This window comes from Paenibacillus sp. J22P90 (assembly GCF_059692195.1).
The window spans coordinates 142,451-158,328 of sequence record NZ_JCAUAY010000003.1 but is presented as its reverse complement, the minus strand read 5'-3'; the positions used below and the strand labels follow the sequence as shown (position 1 = coordinate 158,328).

At 44.4% G+C, this 15,878-nt stretch carries 16 protein-coding genes; 13 read left to right on the top strand and 3 right to left on the bottom strand.

Going from position 1 to position 15,878, the window contains the following annotated elements:
• The first annotated feature begins 33 nt into the window (after nt 1–33).
• A complete protein-coding gene (locus AC58UX_RS11035; protein ID WP_497252445.1) occupies nt 34–1,710 on the top strand; it encodes a copper resistance CopC/CopD family protein in 1,677 nt (558 codons plus the stop codon).
• Nucleotides 1,711–1,761: 51 nt separating this feature from the next.
• Here AC58UX_RS11035 and AC58UX_RS11030 read toward each other — a convergent pair whose 3' ends face one another.
• A complete protein-coding gene (locus tag AC58UX_RS11030) occupies nt 1,762–1,911 on the bottom strand; it encodes a hypothetical protein (RefSeq protein WP_497252443.1) in 150 nt (49 codons plus the stop codon).
• A 783-nt stretch (nt 1,912–2,694) separates the two neighbouring features.
• Between AC58UX_RS11030 and AC58UX_RS11025 the strand changes: the two genes are divergently transcribed.
• From AC58UX_RS11025 to ade, 8 genes are all read left to right on the top strand, one after another.
• The gene (locus AC58UX_RS11025) at nt 2,695–3,885 is read left to right on the top strand and encodes a glycosyltransferase family 39 protein (protein WP_497252441.1); all 1,191 of its coding nucleotides are present in this window, start codon (nt 2,695–2,697) and stop codon (nt 3,883–3,885) included.
• The gene (locus AC58UX_RS11020; RefSeq protein WP_497252439.1) at nt 3,858–4,574 is read left to right on the top strand and encodes a glycosyltransferase family 2 protein; all 717 of its coding nucleotides are present in this window, start codon (nt 3,858–3,860) and stop codon (nt 4,572–4,574) included. The genes AC58UX_RS11025 and AC58UX_RS11020 overlap by 28 nt, the downstream gene beginning before the upstream one ends.
• Nucleotides 4,575–4,582: 8 nt before the next feature.
• The gene (locus AC58UX_RS11015; RefSeq protein ID WP_497252437.1) at nt 4,583–4,984 is read left to right on the top strand and encodes a DUF2304 domain-containing protein; all 402 of its coding nucleotides are present in this window, start codon (nt 4,583–4,585) and stop codon (nt 4,982–4,984) included.
• Nucleotides 4,978–5,316, top strand: a complete 339-nt coding sequence (locus AC58UX_RS11010; RefSeq protein ID WP_497252435.1) for a DMT family transporter — start codon at nt 4,978–4,980, stop codon at nt 5,314–5,316. Before AC58UX_RS11015 ends, AC58UX_RS11010 begins: the two co-directional genes overlap by 7 nt.
• A 5-nt stretch (nt 5,317–5,321) precedes the next feature.
• Nucleotides 5,322–6,404 carry a GNAT family N-acetyltransferase gene (locus AC58UX_RS11005; protein ID WP_497252432.1) on the top strand — a complete coding sequence of 361 codons (1,083 nt, stop codon included), beginning with the start codon at nt 5,322–5,324 and terminating at the stop codon, nt 6,402–6,404.
• A 42-nt stretch (nt 6,405–6,446) separates the two neighbouring features.
• Nucleotides 6,447–7,112, top strand: coding sequence for a class I SAM-dependent methyltransferase (locus AC58UX_RS11000; RefSeq protein ID WP_497252430.1), 666 nt, complete (start codon nt 6,447–6,449; stop codon nt 7,110–7,112).
• On the top strand, nt 7,105–7,953 hold the full coding sequence (locus tag AC58UX_RS10995) for a DUF3473 domain-containing protein (RefSeq protein WP_497252428.1): 849 nt from the start codon (nt 7,105–7,107) through the stop codon (nt 7,951–7,953). Before AC58UX_RS11000 ends, AC58UX_RS10995 begins: the two co-directional genes overlap by 8 nt.
• Nucleotides 7,954–8,056: 103 nt before the next feature.
• Entirely contained in the window at nt 8,057–9,853 is a 1,797-nt protein-coding gene (gene ade, locus AC58UX_RS10990; protein ID WP_497252426.1) for an adenine deaminase, read from the top strand.
• A gap of 83 nt (nt 9,854–9,936) precedes the next feature.
• Here the strand turns inward: ade and AC58UX_RS10985 are convergent, their stop codons facing one another.
• Entirely contained in the window at nt 9,937–10,266 is a 330-nt protein-coding gene (locus AC58UX_RS10985) for a helix-turn-helix domain-containing protein (protein WP_497252424.1), read from the bottom strand.
• Nucleotides 10,267–10,713: 447 nt separating this feature from the next.
• Entirely contained in the window at nt 10,714–12,603 is a 1,890-nt protein-coding gene (locus AC58UX_RS10980; protein WP_497252422.1) for a PP2C family protein-serine/threonine phosphatase, read from the bottom strand.
• 170 nt (nt 12,604–12,773) lie between these two features.
• On the opposite strand from AC58UX_RS10980, the gene AC58UX_RS10975 reads away from it, so the two are divergent.
• The 4 genes from AC58UX_RS10975 (at nt 12,774) to AC58UX_RS10960 (ending at nt 15,868) form a co-directional block, all read left to right on the top strand.
• Entirely contained in the window at nt 12,774–14,438 is a 1,665-nt protein-coding gene (locus AC58UX_RS10975; RefSeq protein ID WP_497252420.1) for an AfsR/SARP family transcriptional regulator, read from the top strand.
• A 64-nt stretch (nt 14,439–14,502) separates the two neighbouring features.
• A complete protein-coding gene (locus AC58UX_RS10970) occupies nt 14,503–14,988 on the top strand; it encodes an ATP-binding protein (protein ID WP_497252418.1) in 486 nt (161 codons plus the stop codon).
• Complete coding sequence (locus AC58UX_RS10965; protein ID WP_497252416.1) at nt 14,957–15,334, top strand: STAS domain-containing protein; 378 nt, start codon at nt 14,957–14,959, stop codon at nt 15,332–15,334. The genes AC58UX_RS10970 and AC58UX_RS10965 overlap by 32 nt, the downstream gene beginning before the upstream one ends.
• A gap of 177 nt (nt 15,335–15,511) precedes the next feature.
• Entirely contained in the window at nt 15,512–15,868 is a 357-nt protein-coding gene (locus AC58UX_RS10960; protein ID WP_497252414.1) for a hypothetical protein, read from the top strand.
• Nucleotides 15,869–15,878 lie beyond the last annotated feature (10 nt).

Below are 15,878 nucleotides of genomic sequence, written 5' to 3'. Positions count from 1 at the left end.
AGAAGGAAGGGATGTCTATTGAGGTTCCCATGGATGAGACTTGCTGTATGCCTGATCGTTGTCATACTTGGGCTGCCCTCTCAAGTAAGTGCTCATGCTAGTTTGGCGCGATCTACGCCGCTGCAGGATGCGGTTCTGAAGGAGTCGCCTCCTGAAATCCGCGTTCAATTTACGGAAGCAGTTAACTTGAAGCTGAGTCAAATTACGGTAGAAGATCGAAATGGAAAAATCATCAGCGGTCAATTAAGTGCAGCAGATGATCGATGGTTGATCTATACAATTCCGAAGCTGGATGACGGGATGTATAAGGTGAAATGGCAGGTGCTGTCTGCGGATACACATGTGACGGAAGGATCATTCCGCTTCTCGGTTGCAGTGCCGCTGATGAAAGAGAAGCCGAGTGAAACCATTTCACTCGAGGAGGCTGTGCCCTCTTCAGTGCCAAGTGCACCGCCGTCATTAGAGCCAAGTGCAGCGCCGTCATCAGTACCGATTCCGACACCTGAGGTAAAGGCTGAGATAAAGCCAGAGGTGAAAGTTGAGGTAAAGGCAGAGGTAAAAGCAGAAGTAAAGGCAGAGGTAAAACCGGAAATAAAACCCGAACAGAAGGTTGAAGTTGTGATGCCTGCTCTTTCATCGCCACTACCTCAATTGGCGACTGCACAACCGGCAGTGACATTACAGAATGAAGTCACGGAGAAGAAAGAGGAGGGTCCTTTAGCGGTTATTGAGCACTCAACAGAATTGAAAAATGACCCAATAAACGATATTCAAGCGCATGCGGCAAATACGGAGTCAAAAGATCAGCCCCCCGAAACTTGGCGTACGAACCTCTATCACCTGCTGCGAATAGTTGAAGTTCTGGTAACGATCGGCCTATCTGGAGCACTGTTCAGTAAATGGATGAGCTGGGATTTTGCGATGAAGCTGACAGAGGAGAGACGTTCACAAAGCAAACAGCGCCGAATCTATGTCATTGCATTAGTCCTTTTGTTTGTGTTGGGGGCAACGCATGATTGGATACTAGCAGATCAGTTGAGTGGCGGCGGATTGCATAGGGTCTGGAAAACGTTACAAACCCTTATCCCTTCAACGATGATGGGTATGATTTCGTGGATACGTCCTGCAATCGTCGGTTTGATGCTCGTCCTAACGTTCGTTCCGACACGAGATGAACGCAAGGTTTACTTGCTGCAAACCATATTAGCTAGTCTACTCATTATCACTTTTCCATTAACTGGACATGCATTTGCTGCTGAATCTGGGGTTTGGTATGCCGTAGTGACCCATGGACTGCACATGCTTGCCGCAGCCATATGGTTTGGAGGATTAACAGCAATTGTGGCCGCAATAAGTAAACGTGATTATACACTCGAAAAGGTGGCCTCAATTAACAAACTGATTTTGCGATTTTCCTTATTTGCACTCCCAGCAATGGGAATCGTGTCCATAAGTGGTATTCTGCTTTCTATGCAGCGGTTAAAAAGTTTGGAAGCGCTATTTCAAAGTGATTATGGCCAACTCGTGCTGGCAAAATCATCAGTATTTATCGTTATTATGGTGATTGCTGGATATCACAGATGGATACTGATGCCACAAATGAAAACGAGGGTCTTCCATCGCTTTGTTTGGGGAGTTCGTCTAGAGATTGCACTAGCCCTCGTAGCTATTTTGCTGGCGGGGATGCTTTCGACAACGGCTCCTATGTGAAAAGGAGGGGCACAGGCCCCTCCTTTAAATTTTGTATACAGTTCGTAAATTTTATTGATATGGGTAATAAGGAAACGCAACGTGTTCGATTTTTACACCTACGGGTTTAATAATGATATCCTTGGCATCTGACGTTTTCTGGAGTAATTGAATCGTACCGCTTCCATCATAATACATAGGCTTATCTTGTTCATTTTTCATTCTTAAACCCTCCTGTAAATTACATATTACAGTATATATCGTACCATTTTTCAGGAAATTGCACAACGAATAAAAAGTGTGTTCCTAGGTAAATGTGGCGATCCCAGATTACCAAATTAGGTGCAGGTTTTAGCAGTTCGGTTAAAGATGCAAAAGAGCACTCATTTTCGGGGATTTCGACTAAACAAAGATAAATTAGTGCAAAAAGGCATCATTTAGTACTGAATAAGCGCCAAACGAGTTGTTCCAGCAAAAATAATTGCACATTTGCACGCATTTCAAATAGAGGGGTTTAATCGATAAAAATAGATGCACTTTCGCACTTTTGCATGCTTTACGCAGGCAGTAAAAGGACTGCCAGGAAAAATAAAAACCATACCCATACATAATCTTGGCTTTGACAACATGCTATGCCCACATCCTAAGTTTATGATTGATACAAAATGTATCACAACATATCGTATTCGATAATTTGAAATGAATTCCTGCTGCATATAAAAGAAAATAAATGGTGCAATACCTAGTAAATAGCAGAGAAAAACCCCTTGCGATATGGTTTTTTCCTCATCCTCAGAAATATATTTATTTATATTCGATTTCAAGAAGGAATTTCAAAAAATATGTCGAAAAATCTAATGGGTTTCGCAATTTCACATTTAGATCACACTTTTTTTACAAATTCATCACAATTACAGATTTGGAGATGTAACCTGCGTGTATCAACTCTATCACAAGTACAAAAATTGCGAATGGATCTATATCCTCCCCCTTTTATTGCTGGCGTTGAAGGAAGTTTTACAGTACTTTTTTTATAAATTGCACTCCGAGAAGGGGTTTCCACAGTCAGAAGACTCGGAGTGGTACCTCAATTACGCGTATAACTTGTTAGCCGATTTCAAAATTGGCTTACATATGAATGATCTATTATACATGGGCTATAATCTCATTCTCACGTTATTGCTAGGCGTGTTTAAGAACCCTCACGCGGTCATTTTTGCTCAGGCGATCTCGACAGCCGCGAGTGTTGTGCTAGTGTATCTCATTACACGTAAGTTATTTAACCGATTAGCAGCGATTATTGCCTCGTACTTTTATGCCACCTCCTGGCATATCATGATTTGGTCGATGTACATTCTTTCCGATAGTTTTTTCATGAATCTAGTTCTGCTGAATGTTTTTCTCCTTCTTAAAATGCTAGAGAGCTACAAGAAAGTATATATAACTTTGTTTGCTATTTCATCGCTCATTATGCTGGTATTCCGGCCAACGGGCGTGTTGACGCTAGTTTTTATCCTCCTCTATCTCGCAATTCATCTTAACAAAAATAAAATAATAGCTTTGTTTAAAAGGTACTGGTATCTTGTTGTATGCGCTTTATTTTTGGCACTAGCAGCCGCTGTCTATCTAGTATGGAGTCATAATCCGTTTATTGCCTCCTTGCAATATAACGCGAAGCTGGTTCTCTATAATATTTACGCCAAAGGTTGGATCTATGATAATCCTTCGAAATATGACTACGCCTATCGTCCGGACTATCGCATCGATATTTTTGGCAGCTTGATCCTAAGCTTTCTCATTCATAACTGGGATCATGTTCTGTTGCTATACGGTAGAAGGGTTATTGCCTTTCTCGGTTGGTGGGTTTGGAAGACGGATTTACGGAATGTGGCGGGGCTTATCAAATTTGGCAATGATCTCATTCCGTTGCTGCTATTCATAACCGGAACTTACGCAGCCATAAAAAACCAGATTTTCAGAAAGTCATCGATTATCTGGCTGGTCATTCTCTCGATATTTATTTTTTGCTTGGTGTTGTTCATGGATAGCATGTATCGATATAAGCTGCCTGCTTTACCTTTTATCTGTATTGTTTGCGGGTACGGGCTGGACAGATTGATCAACTTCATCCTAGTCATAATTAAAAATCTAACGGGGAGGCTGCTCGAATGGAACCGAAACAAACACTCATTGTAATCCCGGCCTACAATGAGCAAAGCAACATTTTAAAAGTCATCAAGGATGTTCGGGAGCATCTTCCACATTGCGATATTCTCGTTATTAATGATTGCTCGAAGGACAACACCTCGGTTATAGCCAAGCAGGCGGAAGGCGTCCATGTCGTGGATCTTCCCTATAATTTAGGGATTGGCGGCGCGGTGCAAACCGGCTTCAAATATGCGAATACGCACGGTTACTCGTATATGGTTCAAATTGACGGCGACGGCCAGCACCTCCCCCGCGAAGTGGGTAAGCTCTATGCTTCCATGCTGCAAACGGGCAACGATATGGTCATCGGCTCTAGGTTCCTAGACATTAAATCGTTCCAGACCACATGGTCAAGACGCATGGGGATTAAAGTGTTCTATTATCTGTTCCGTTTATTAATCCAGACGAAAATTACGGACGGGACTTCAGGCTTCCGTATGTACAATCGCAAAAGTATTGAGCTATTGAGTCAATTTTATCCAGACGATTATCCTGAACCTGATGCGATTATTTTACTCAGTAAGCATGGGCTTCGGATCGGTGAAATCGGTGTTGAAATGAGAGAACGCGAACACGGCGTCTCATCCATTACCCCGATTAAAAGTCCCTACTATATGACAAAGGTAATCATGTCAATCTTATTCTCTTATTCAAGGACAAGAACAAGGACGAGGTGATAGGGATGATGGCGAGTGACAATCATCTGTATAGTGTGCAAGTGATGGGTGTGGTTTTCAGTTTTATTTTGATTTGTACGGTATTTATGATGGTTAGAGCTAGAAGACTTAGAGAGAAATACGCCATTGTTTGGTTTGTCATCGGCATTTTCACGCTAATTATGTCTATGTTCACGGGGTTGATGGATTGGTTCTCTGGTCTACTGGGCATCGACTATGCGCCTTCTGCTTTTTTCGCGATTCTCATCGCGTCGGCCTATCTGCTTCTATTGAATACGAGTATTAGTATTTCGGGCTTAAAGCTGCATAACAAAACACTTACGCAAGAGTTAGGTTTGACGAAGCTCAGAATAGAGGAGCTAGAGAAGAAATTAAGCAAGGAGGAACAGTCATCAAATATTTCATGCTAGTTGCAAGTGTGCTTATGACGGTTGTTGCCAGCACATTGCTTAAAATAGGTGGCCGCGCTGTCAATTTTGAAGGCGGGATTATGGCGATTGCCATAGGTTACATGACGACACCTTTGATTGTAACCGGGTTTGCTTTTTATGCGTTGGCTGCGTTTATTTGGATCTATTGCCTATCCCAGTTCGATCTGAGCTATGTAACCTTTGTATCGAGTATTCAATATATTTTTATGATCCTCGTTTCGATTATGATTTTCCATGAACAAATTAGCGCTATGAAGTGGGCTGGCTGTGTGTTTATCATGATTGGCGTCATTTTATGGTTGAGAGGATAGTTCGTATGTACCGTTGTTTGCCATATACAGAAAGCATGAGGGAAGAGTGGGATCAGCTTGCTTGGACCCAGGGGACGGTATTTCATACGTTAGCTTTTCGACAAATCCTGCTCGATTCGTTCGGTTATCGTTGCTTGTATCATGCGGTTGTGGATCAAAATGACCACATTTGCGCCTTGATCCCTTTGATCGGCGGTCGCAACTTAGGACTCAAACAAGTAGGCGTTTCGCTTCCTTTTGTCAATTATACCGATATTTGTGCCTTAAATAGGATGGCGGGTCACTTTGCGATTGCGGCCATGGCTGAATTGAAGGCGAAATATCGTCTGAGCTACTTGGAGCTAAGATTGAAAGATGGGACGAGCTCCTGCGTAGACACGCAACTGTCGCAGATAATTACCCAACTGGAAACATGTCAGGGTAAATTGAGCCTTGCGAATCATACGTTTGTGCTTCCATTAACGGAGGAAGATGAGGTATTGTCGCTCTCCACGCGAAGCAATCGAAATCATGTTCGGAAGGTATATAAGAACAATTGGTTTAAAGTTTCCTTTGATAAGGGAAATCTAGCTCAATTTCATAAAGTGTACGTCCGGCGCATGAAGCAGCTCGGATCACCGGCTCAGGATATGTCCTTTTTCGAGCGATTCTTCACCTATTTACCTGATCATTCGGCGCTGTTAACGGTCATGGATGCGGAGAGCGGGGAGGTTGCAGGGGGGATGCTGCTGCTCATGAGTCCGGGAGATTCCACGCTTTATTATCCGTATGGCGCCAATTTGACCGAGTACAATCACAAGTATCTGAATAACTTTATGTACTGGGAAGCTGTGAAGTTTGGCATCAAGAACGGGCTAAAGCAGCTTGATCTCGGTCGATCTCAAACAGGCTCAGGTACGTATAAATACAAAGAACAATGGGGCGCCAAGGCTGAGCAGTTGCACTATTTCGTTATGGGTACTGCTGATCAGAACGATGGTCCGCCAGACAGAGACAAGCTGCGTGTATTCGTCGAGCTCTGGAAAGTCATGCCTAACGTGCTGACCGAACCTGTTGGTAAGCAGCTCATTAAGTATCTCATGCCGTAGGGTTTACAACATATATGATATCTAAATCGGGGGAAATCGAGCATGTCTAATCTTAGCTGGAAGCAGTATTTTGACAAGAGAGCGGAAGTTCATGGAGCGTCTGTACAATCCTCGGATTACTATAACGAAGAGAGCTTCTTTTTGCAGCGAAATCATACGTTGGGATGGCTGGGAGAGCTTCAAGGGAAAGAAGTTCTGGACGCAGGCTGTGGCGTAGGAGCCTTTAGTGAACCACTCGTTGGGGCCAATACCGTGTATGGCGTGGATTTTTCGGAGCGCAGCCTCGCCTTCGCGGCGGAAAGAGGACTCAGAACCTCATCAGATGATCTGACGGCGCTTCATTTTGAAAAGGGGAAATTTGACCTCGTCTTGTGCATTGGCGTCATTCAGCTTATCGAGCAATATCGCGCGGTAATTGGCGAACTGGCTAGAGTGACGAAGCCTGGAGGGACATTGCTGATCGAAACGTTGCATCGCCGTTCATGGCAGCGGAAATTGCTGCGCCTGTTCGAGAAAACGAAAAAATTCGATCAGATGTACGGCATGGACGAGCTGAAAAAAGTGTTTATCGAGCACGGATTTGAGCAGATCGAGTTCTTAAAAATTTATCATCCGTTCCCATACGTGACGAAGGGCAGCGCAGAATGGAAGGTCTATGACCGCTTATGTACCTCATTCGCCATTAAGGGGATTAAGAAGCATGTCTGATGTGTTGAAACCGATGACGAATATCCTGACATTCGATATTGAGGAATGGTTCCACGCGAACTATGACAACGTAAGACCTGACCGCAGCAAGGGCTCCAGCTTTCGAGCGCATATGGATACACTGCTGCAGATGTGCAGCGATGCGGGATGTAAAGCGACCTTTTTTACACTTGGCTGTATTGGCGAGGATTACCCGGATATCGTGAAGGCGATCGCGAACGAGGGACATGATGTGGCATCGCATGGCTACGCGCATGAATTAGCTTATAAGCAAACTAAGGAAGAGTTTCGATTGGATGTTCAGAAATCCGTCGATATTCTTGAAAATTTAACCGGAACGAAAGTGATGGGGTACCGTGCCCCGTCGTGGTCCATCATTGAAAAAAATCTACACTATCTCGAAGTTTTGGAAGAGATGGGCTTGCAGTATGACGCGAGTATTTTTCCGGTAAAAACGTTCCTATACGGTATTCCGACAGCTCCGACAGGGATTCATAAGCCCGTGGTGAATGGCAGAGAGCTTAACTTATTCGAGATTCCGATGTCCGTGACGAGAGTGGCTGGTCGAAATATCGGTTACTCCGGCGGATTTTATTTCCGATTTTTTCCTGAATTTTTCATTAAAAAAGCTATTCAATCTGCTAATCGCCAAGGGAAGAGCTCGATTGTTTACTTGCATCCACGGGAAATTGATGAGAAGGAGCATAAGCTGGAGCTTCCTTTCAAAGAGCGTTTCATCCATTACTATAATGTAAATGGTACGAAGGCGAAGCTGGAAAATATTTTGAAGGACTTCGCTTTTACGTCGATTTCGGAGCATTTAAAAAAGCAATACAACTGAGTCTCTCGTCCGATACTCTTTACAAGTTGCTCACATATACATTAAAGTGTACATTTAATAGTTATGAGGCACGATAATGGAAGCATAAAGGAGTACGGTAACGATGAGCTTTATCGCAACTAGAAATAAATTAACAGATGTCAGTCGTACGCTAGCTAAGGTTGCCATGGGAGAAGCAGCTGCAGATCTCGTTATTCAAAATGGTACATTGGTGAATGTGTATTCAGGTGAACTCATCGCACATATGGATGTCGCGATTGTTGCAGGACGCATCGCCTACATAGGGAAAGCAGATCATACCATCGGAGCACAAACGCATGTCATTGATGCCGCTGGGAAATATATGGTGCCTGGCTTGCTGGACGGCCATATGCATGTGGAAAGCACGATGCTGTCCGTCACGGAATTTGCTAAGGCGGCTATTGTCAAAGGGACAACGGGGATTTTCATGGACCCGCATGAGATCGCGAATGTGTTCGGGGCGGAAGGTGTTCGTCTTATGCATGAAGAGGGGCAGGGGCTGCCGCTCAAAGTGTTTACGACATTCCCATCCTGCGTACCCGCGACAAATGATTTGGAAGATGCCGGCGCTACGTTAGAGGTAGCGGATATTCAAGCGGGTCTACAATGGGATAACGTGGTCGGACTGGGCGAAGTCATGAACTTCCCAGGCGTCGTGTTTGGTGATCCTAAAATGTGCGGAGAAATCGAAGCGACGCTGCAAAGCGGCAAGACGGTCACTGGGCATTTTCCAAGTGACGATGATCGTATGCTGCAAGCTTACCTCGCAGCCGGCGTAACGTCCGATCACGAAACGGTGACTCGGGAGCAAGGTCTGCATAAGGTTCGCATGGGGATGCACCTCATGATTCGGGAAGGCTCTGCGTGGCACGATGTCAAAGAGGTGATCAAGATTGTCACCGAGGATGGTGTCAACACGTCCAATATTTCTCTCGTTACGGATGACGTGAATCCGCAAACGCTGGTGGAGAAAGGGCATCTCAATCATGTGGCGCGACGCGCGATCGAAGAAGGTGTTAATCCGGTCACGGCGATCCAGATGGTGACGATTAATGTGGCGCGCTATTTTAAGCTGGAGCATGATATCGGTTCGATCACACCAGGCAAATGTGCAGACATTCTGCTGATAGATGATCTGCAAAAGATGGAGCCTTCCACCGTCATTACGGATGGCCAAGTTATTGCTGAGCAAGGGAAGCTCGCGGTGGAATTCCCTGTGTTCACCTATCCGGCGCATATCCGCAGCTCGATGAACGTGAAGCAGGAGCTGAAGGCGGCGGACTTCAAGCTGACGAGTCGCGTGGAACAGGATAAGACAAAAGTAAATGTCATCAACGTGATCGAAAATAGCGCCAGAACAGAGAAGATGACAGCTGAGCTTCCGGTCAGTGACGGGATCATTCAGCCCGATGCGGAGCAAGACATTGTCCGTCTGGCATGTATCGAGCGGCACAAGGGGACTGGCGAGATTTCGCTTGCTTTTGCCCGTGGCTTTGGCGTGAAGTCTGGCGCGGTTGCCTCAACGGTCGCGCATGACAGTCACAATCTGATCGTGATGGGGATCGATGAAGCAGATATGGCGTTTGCTGCGAATGAGCTGGTGAAGTTGGGCGGCGGCATGATCGTGGTTGAAAATGGCAAGGTGCTGGCGCAAGTTCAAATGACGATCGCGGGTCTAATGTCGGAGAAAGGCTTGCCTGAAGTGGTGGCGGAAGTTGCGCAGATGGATCAAGCGTGGAAACAAATCGGCTGTTCGATGAATGCGCCGTTCATGACGTTCTCCCTGATCGCGCTGCCTGTGATTCCGGAGATTCGTATTTCGAATCGCGGACTTGTCGACGTGACGCAGTTCAAGTTGATTGATGTGGAGATTGTTTAACAAAAAAGAACACAACTCTAGATGATTCTAGTGTTGTGTTCTTTTTTTCATAACTTTCTACCGCATTAGCATATCGCGCCGCGCTACTCTTTAGGTACATTATTCGTTTTCCACTTGTGAAACTCCAAAAGCTCGCGAAACTGCTCTTTGTTCACACCGGAGGCCATGGCATCTAAGACTAGTTGATACCAGCCAGGATCTAAATCTCCACCTTCAGTTGTTTCAACTAAAATGGATTCAATCGAGACATCTAAAGCCGTCGCAATTTTTTCAACAACCTGAATAGAGGGGTTGGATTGAATCCCCCGTTCGACATTGCTTAAATAGGACTTGGCGATGGATGCCTTTTCAGCTAGTTCAGATAAGGAGAGCCCTCTTTCATTGCGAATTTGTTGGATGCGTCGACCGATCATAATAAACTTCCTTTTTAGAGTTAATTTAATACTCTTATTATAGCAAATCTTAACTCAAAAACGAATAAAATTGATAAAATATGTAAATTTTTTAAGAGAGTGGCTATATAACGAAAAGCGGGATGGACATTAAGTCCAACCCGCTTTTCGGGTTCTTTATAGTGTTATTTTCTTTGATTTCCTCTTGTTTTCGTTCTTTATTAAGAAATGATAAACAAAATAAGAACCGTTAGCGTAACTAACAGTTCTTTATCTACAAATCTACAAAAATTTACAGAACATTCCTTTAAACTACATACGTCAAACGACAAACATTTTGCTGGATCCTAGTTATTATAGGACTAGAAGAATATGGAGATAGGACAAGAGTAACGTAGCGATTTGAAAAATAAAAACCACAACTACGTATTGGAGTTGTGGTTTGTTCGCTTTAATGCAGTGTTGTCCTTATCCGACAAGTTTTACGACAAGTAGGGTCATATCATCTTTATAAGTACCATTCTCAGCGAACGAATGAACATTAGAGAGGATCTTCGATTTGATGTCGTTTGGAGAGGTGGTTACGAAGGGCTGCGAGCTTAACATGGTTTCAAATCGGTCGAAGCCATACATCTCTTTCTCTTGGTTCTCGAGTTCGATCATTCCATCCGTATACAACACGAGAATATCACCTTGCTTCATCGCTCTTTGGATAACGAATGGCTCGATCTCGGCATCGACTCCAATGGGAAATGAGCAGGAATCGATCGATTCCAGGACGTTTTCTTGGATGAGGTAAGGCGAGACATGACCTGCGCTGGCATAAGTTAATGTTCGTGTTTCTGTATCGACTAAAGCCAGACCTAGCGTGACAATCATACTTGTGGAATTGTGGGAGTAGATGACGCGATTGAGCTGTGTAATCATTTCGGTTAAGGAGTGCTTATGGTAGGCTTCTGAGCGGATCAGGCCGACGACGGTGGACATCACTAATGCGGCAGGTGAGCCTTTATCGGTAACGTCACCAATGACGAATAAGACACGATTAGCATCTAAGGAGATGACATCGTAGAAATCCCCTCCGACTTCTTTCGCTGGAGCTAAGAAAGCGGCGGCTTCAACGCCAACCGGGAGTTCCAAGCGACTCGGCAGCATTTGTTGTTGCATTTTAGCTGCAAGCTTTAATTCAGCATCTTTCTCGTTATAGTAATGAGAGAGCTCGCCTAATTGCACATTCTTCTCCACTTCACGCGGCTCCACATCCCTTAACCAATGGACGAGAAGGAAACAGATCATCAGGATGACGAGCGCTAAGAGGTAGGTCAGTTGGTAATTTCCTTGGGAAATCGGAACGATCAGGGCATTCAGGTTTAGCCCCACGCGAATCGACAGGATGTAGACAGCTAGTCCCGCTCCCATAAAGAGAAAAGGTCGATTGTTGCTTTTCCATACGGCTAAGGAGTAAAGAACAAATACATCGAGAAACGCAAAGCCAATTTCAATAAATGTACTTCCCACGATCGCTGTGCCGAAGGAAGCAGGCAGTGCAAACGTCGTATAAGCAATGCCCAAGCAGGCCATTCCGTAGACAACTGCTTTAAAGCCATGACGATCGATGATCCAGCCGATAAGGGGTATCAATAGCACATAGGGTAATTTTTCGAAATAGTTCATGAAAATGGTGTGACTAGCCATAAAGGGAGCAATGACCTCATACATGATCCCTCCGAGCAAGTAAATGATGAAAAAGAAGAGGAACAAGGGAGTTGCGTTGCCGCTATGTTTACTTTTCACCGAGTGATCGATGTCTGTATTGGGCTTCAGCTTGGAGATCAAAGGAAGCATAAGAAGGGCGAGTAAGATTGGCGCGCATGAAAGGAATACACCAGCCATAGCGGGTAAATCGGCAGCTCGAAAACCATAATTGAAAAGACTAACCAACGTACCGTTGATGCCAAAGATGAGTCCAAGGCGATTGCTAGGCACCAACTTCGTTAACATAAAAATCCAAGCCAGGGAAGGCAGGGTGGCGAATAGTCCTATGAGGCTAAAAATGAGGGGCCATGCTTCGGAATTCACCACTAACAAGGAGAGGTTGAGCAGCAGGCAAATGACGATATTCATATACATGAGAAGCTGTATACGTCTTAAATCTGGTTTTACGTAGTGTAAAATAAGTCCCCAGAGAAAAAAAGATGCGGCATAAAAGCTTAGAAATAAGGTTGCCATTTTTACCGGGTCGGCTCCATGCTCAGCCGCAAGCGGTCCCAACAAAGGACCAAACAATGGTAATGAGAGAACCCAGCCTTGAATGCCTGCCATGAAGAAGAGTAATGGAATGATTGGAATGAATGCCATAAACGCCCACCTTTGAAAGAGTTTGATAAATGATTTCTACAATATTTGGAAAATACCTTTCTCTATTTATATGAATTTGCCTACAAAGATAGAGCAAGTTTATAGTGATTTTTACTATCATTTTTAGTGGTGTATTTATATGACGAAAAGCCGAGAGAGGGGGGCTTACTTTGACGGTAATCGTTGATCCATGGGATTCTCATGGCCTGGAGTGGCTAGAAAGCAACATCGGCCGATATTGGTCGGAAGAACAGGAGAGCAGCATAGAGAAGGCTTGTTATGAACGGGAAGAATGGCTTCTGAACTGTTACCCGACTAGTGCGTATTTGCTGTTAGTGAGACAGTATTTATGTAAACCGGAACCGCTTGTTGAAAAAAGATTGCGCAAGCTCATCCCCATTCTCGGTCAAATTGGCGATACAAACAGGCTTACAGCTGGATTCTCGCTGCTCGGACTGCTCATTCTGGATATGCGCGGGTGGGAGCCTGATCTCGAGGTGTTGATGAAGCAAATCAAAGAAGAGACACCTGAAAAGTTTTCCTTCGAGTGGGTGATCCACCACTTTTTCCTCACACAATGTGCTGTGATGAACGGTAATTATCAGGAAGTGAATACCCGCTATTCTGAATTATTGCAGATCAAACCGGCAAATGACGATATAACGGGCTGGTTGTATGTACGAATTTATGAAAAGATGGCGTTGTATCTGCTTCGGGAGCTTGAACAGTCGCATCCGCTGGAGACAAGTTGGCAGGCTGCAATAGAGAACTGGTGCAAGTGGCATGGGGACAGTATGTTTTGCAATCGTCTCAAGCTGCTACTGCCAGGTGGTGAGCATCCGATTGTCAGGTGGAGACGGAAGGAAGCATTAACAGCTCCCATTCTGAGTACTGTCTATTTGGATATGGAAACCGAGCTTGTCCATCATCTATTAATAGGTGGAAACGACCCAGCATCAATCGTGCAATTGGCACGGCAATATGGGGATCCTTTCTGGATTCACCAAGCAGTACAACAACTAACACACAAACTTTTAGAACCGGAAGTCGTTTATGTACAAAATGACCCTCTAACTTATCAGTTTACATTTTTTGAAGTCTTTCAAGGATACGCCAGTTCCGGAACGGTGTTGCTGGATAACAATCAAGGCCGGAAGAAAACGAAGCAGCTCTTGGCGATGCTGCTGCTCCAGCCTAGGTATCGCGCAGTCAAAGAAATTGTGCTTCATCAACTATTTAATGATGAACAGGAAGAGCAAGCAGGCAATTATCTGCATGTGGTAGTGCATCGCTTGCGGAATCTTTTTAAGAAGAAAACAGGTTCCTCAGAAGGTTGGATTACGTTTCAGAATGGCTTGTTAATGCTCAATGAGGAACGCATCCGAGGCGTTGATATACAGGATTACAGAAAGCTGGCATCCGTAGGTCATCAATTATGGTACGACGATCGAGCGGCAGCATTAGAGCTTTACGAGCGGGCATCACGGATGTTCCGACCCGTCATAGCGCCGGAATTTGAATACGAGGATTGGATGGCCGAGTTCCGAACCGATATCATTCAGAGTCAGCAGCGGATATTGAAAAGATTGTGGGAGCACGCCAAAACAACTGGCGAGTTCGAGTCAGCTATCTTTTATGGGGAAGTGCTACTTAAGACAGATGAATGGAACTTATCGACGGTTCGACAGCTGTACCTCGATTACGAACATTTGGGAGATCATCATGCGTCAGCCAAGCTATGTGAGAGATACATTGCTAAGCTGGAACGGGAGAAGGAAGAAGTTCCGATGTGGATGTATAAAACCAAATCAAGTGGATCTGTAAGTAATCGGTAAGATGAGGCCTGTATACTAGGTCTAGCTCTACGTTGTGGTGGATATGAGATAGGGGGTGAACGAGTTGTTTGAACAGCGACATCAAAGCATGGAAATCCTGTTGCCATGTCTACCGAGATCGGAACGAATTGCTATGGCAGCAGTGGAACCCTTTATGGATTCGCTTGGACTGTTAAAGGATAGGCTGGAGGATATTCAGACTTTGGTTTCTGAGGCATGCCTCAATGCCATTGAACATGGGAATCGTTCGGATGTGAAAAAGACATGTGTGATGGTGTTTCATTATGAACGTGGCATCTTCATTATTCGTGTGTACGATGAGGGTGGTGGGCATAATTGGAAGGGGATTTCTGCATTTCAAGATATCATGAGCGTTATGGAAAGTGAACGTAATCCGCGCGGCTGGGGGCTTCAGATTATTAATCAATTAGCGGATTCATGGCGATTTCATAAAGATAGAGGTCTTTCGTATATTGAAATGAAGTTAAATATGAATACGAGCGTGGGAGAGGATCACGATGGAGCAGGATCTGAAGTTATCAACTCATAAAAAGGAAGATATTTGGTGTGTGACCTTGAGTGGCGAGCTCAATAGGGATGGGGAGAATCTCATACTGCAAGCGTTCCCTTGGCTTCATGGCGCCAATGATGTTCATTATATTTTGTTTCATATGGGGCAGCTCCATTATTTGAACAGCGCGGGGATTGCTGTCTTGATACGTTTCGTACGAGAGGCGCGGAAGCGGGAGTATACGATTTGCGCTTGCGGTGTTTCGAAGCATTATCAGAAAATATTTCGTATCGTTGGATTAACGAGCTATGTGGAATTGTTTGAGGATGAGTATACGGCGTTAGAGACACTTCAAACCAGAATTTTAAATCATTTACGAAATTGAAGGGTAATGATTTGGTAAGTGCGCCATTATACAATACATGTAAGTTGAATTGAGGAGCTTGACGCATAGGAAAGGGTGGAGAGTATGTATGACATTCATTGGAGCGGGATGAATCGAATGCGATGCAAGATCGACAGCTAGATGCTTTAAAAAGATACTTTAAAATATGTAATATGCATGCTACAATCGACAGGCTTTTTACTAGTTCTTCGTTATAATAAGTCCATGATCGTATATGAAGCGAAACGGACTTCGTGGGAGGACGAATCTACCTTGGAAAAGAAAGAGTGGTCAAACGATTTAAACGAGGAAGAGGCATGGATTCAATTAATGAAGACGGCTCGTGATTACGGATTGGACATGGATCAAGTAAGAGGGATGTTGACACAATTAACAGAGAAGAAAACGGATCCAAGTGCAGCCGTGGATCAATTGTCTAATCCAGGAATGTTACGAATTCCAAAGCATCGTGCACCAGAGTATCGGAAAAATGAGAAAAGCGGTTTTTTTTATGAAGTCCGATACAATCTGTAGCATAAAGAGA

Bases quoted from the DNA above. Each gene is read 5' to 3' on its own strand.
- AC58UX_RS11035 (WP_497252445.1), top strand. From the start codon at position 34: ATGAGACTTGCTGTATGCCTGATCGTTGTCATACTTGGGCTGCCCTCT.
- AC58UX_RS11030 (WP_497252443.1), bottom strand. From the start codon at position 1,911: ATGAAAAATGAACAAGATAAGCCTATGTATTATGATGGAAGCGGTACG.
- AC58UX_RS11020 (WP_497252439.1), top strand. From the start codon at position 3,858: ATGGAACCGAAACAAACACTCATTGTAATCCCGGCCTACAATGAGCAA.
- AC58UX_RS11015 (WP_497252437.1), top strand. From the start codon at position 4,583: ATGGCGAGTGACAATCATCTGTATAGTGTGCAAGTGATGGGTGTGGTT.
- AC58UX_RS11010 (WP_497252435.1), top strand. From the start codon at position 4,978: ATGCTAGTTGCAAGTGTGCTTATGACGGTTGTTGCCAGCACATTGCTT.
- AC58UX_RS11005 (WP_497252432.1), top strand. From the start codon at position 5,322: ATGTACCGTTGTTTGCCATATACAGAAAGCATGAGGGAAGAGTGGGAT.
- AC58UX_RS11000 (WP_497252430.1), top strand. From the start codon at position 6,447: ATGTCTAATCTTAGCTGGAAGCAGTATTTTGACAAGAGAGCGGAAGTT.
- AC58UX_RS10995 (WP_497252428.1), top strand. From the start codon at position 7,105: ATGTCTGATGTGTTGAAACCGATGACGAATATCCTGACATTCGATATT.
- ade (WP_497252426.1), top strand. From the start codon at position 8,057: ATGAGCTTTATCGCAACTAGAAATAAATTAACAGATGTCAGTCGTACG.
- AC58UX_RS10985 (WP_497252424.1), bottom strand. From the start codon at position 10,266: ATGATCGGTCGACGCATCCAACAAATTCGCAATGAAAGAGGGCTCTCC.
- AC58UX_RS10980 (WP_497252422.1), bottom strand. From the start codon at position 12,603: ATGGCATTCATTCCAATCATTCCATTACTCTTCTTCATGGCAGGCATT.
- AC58UX_RS10965 (WP_497252416.1), top strand. From the start codon at position 14,957: ATGGAGCAGGATCTGAAGTTATCAACTCATAAAAAGGAAGATATTTGG.
- AC58UX_RS10960 (WP_497252414.1), top strand. From the start codon at position 15,512: ATGCTACAATCGACAGGCTTTTTACTAGTTCTTCGTTATAATAAGTCC.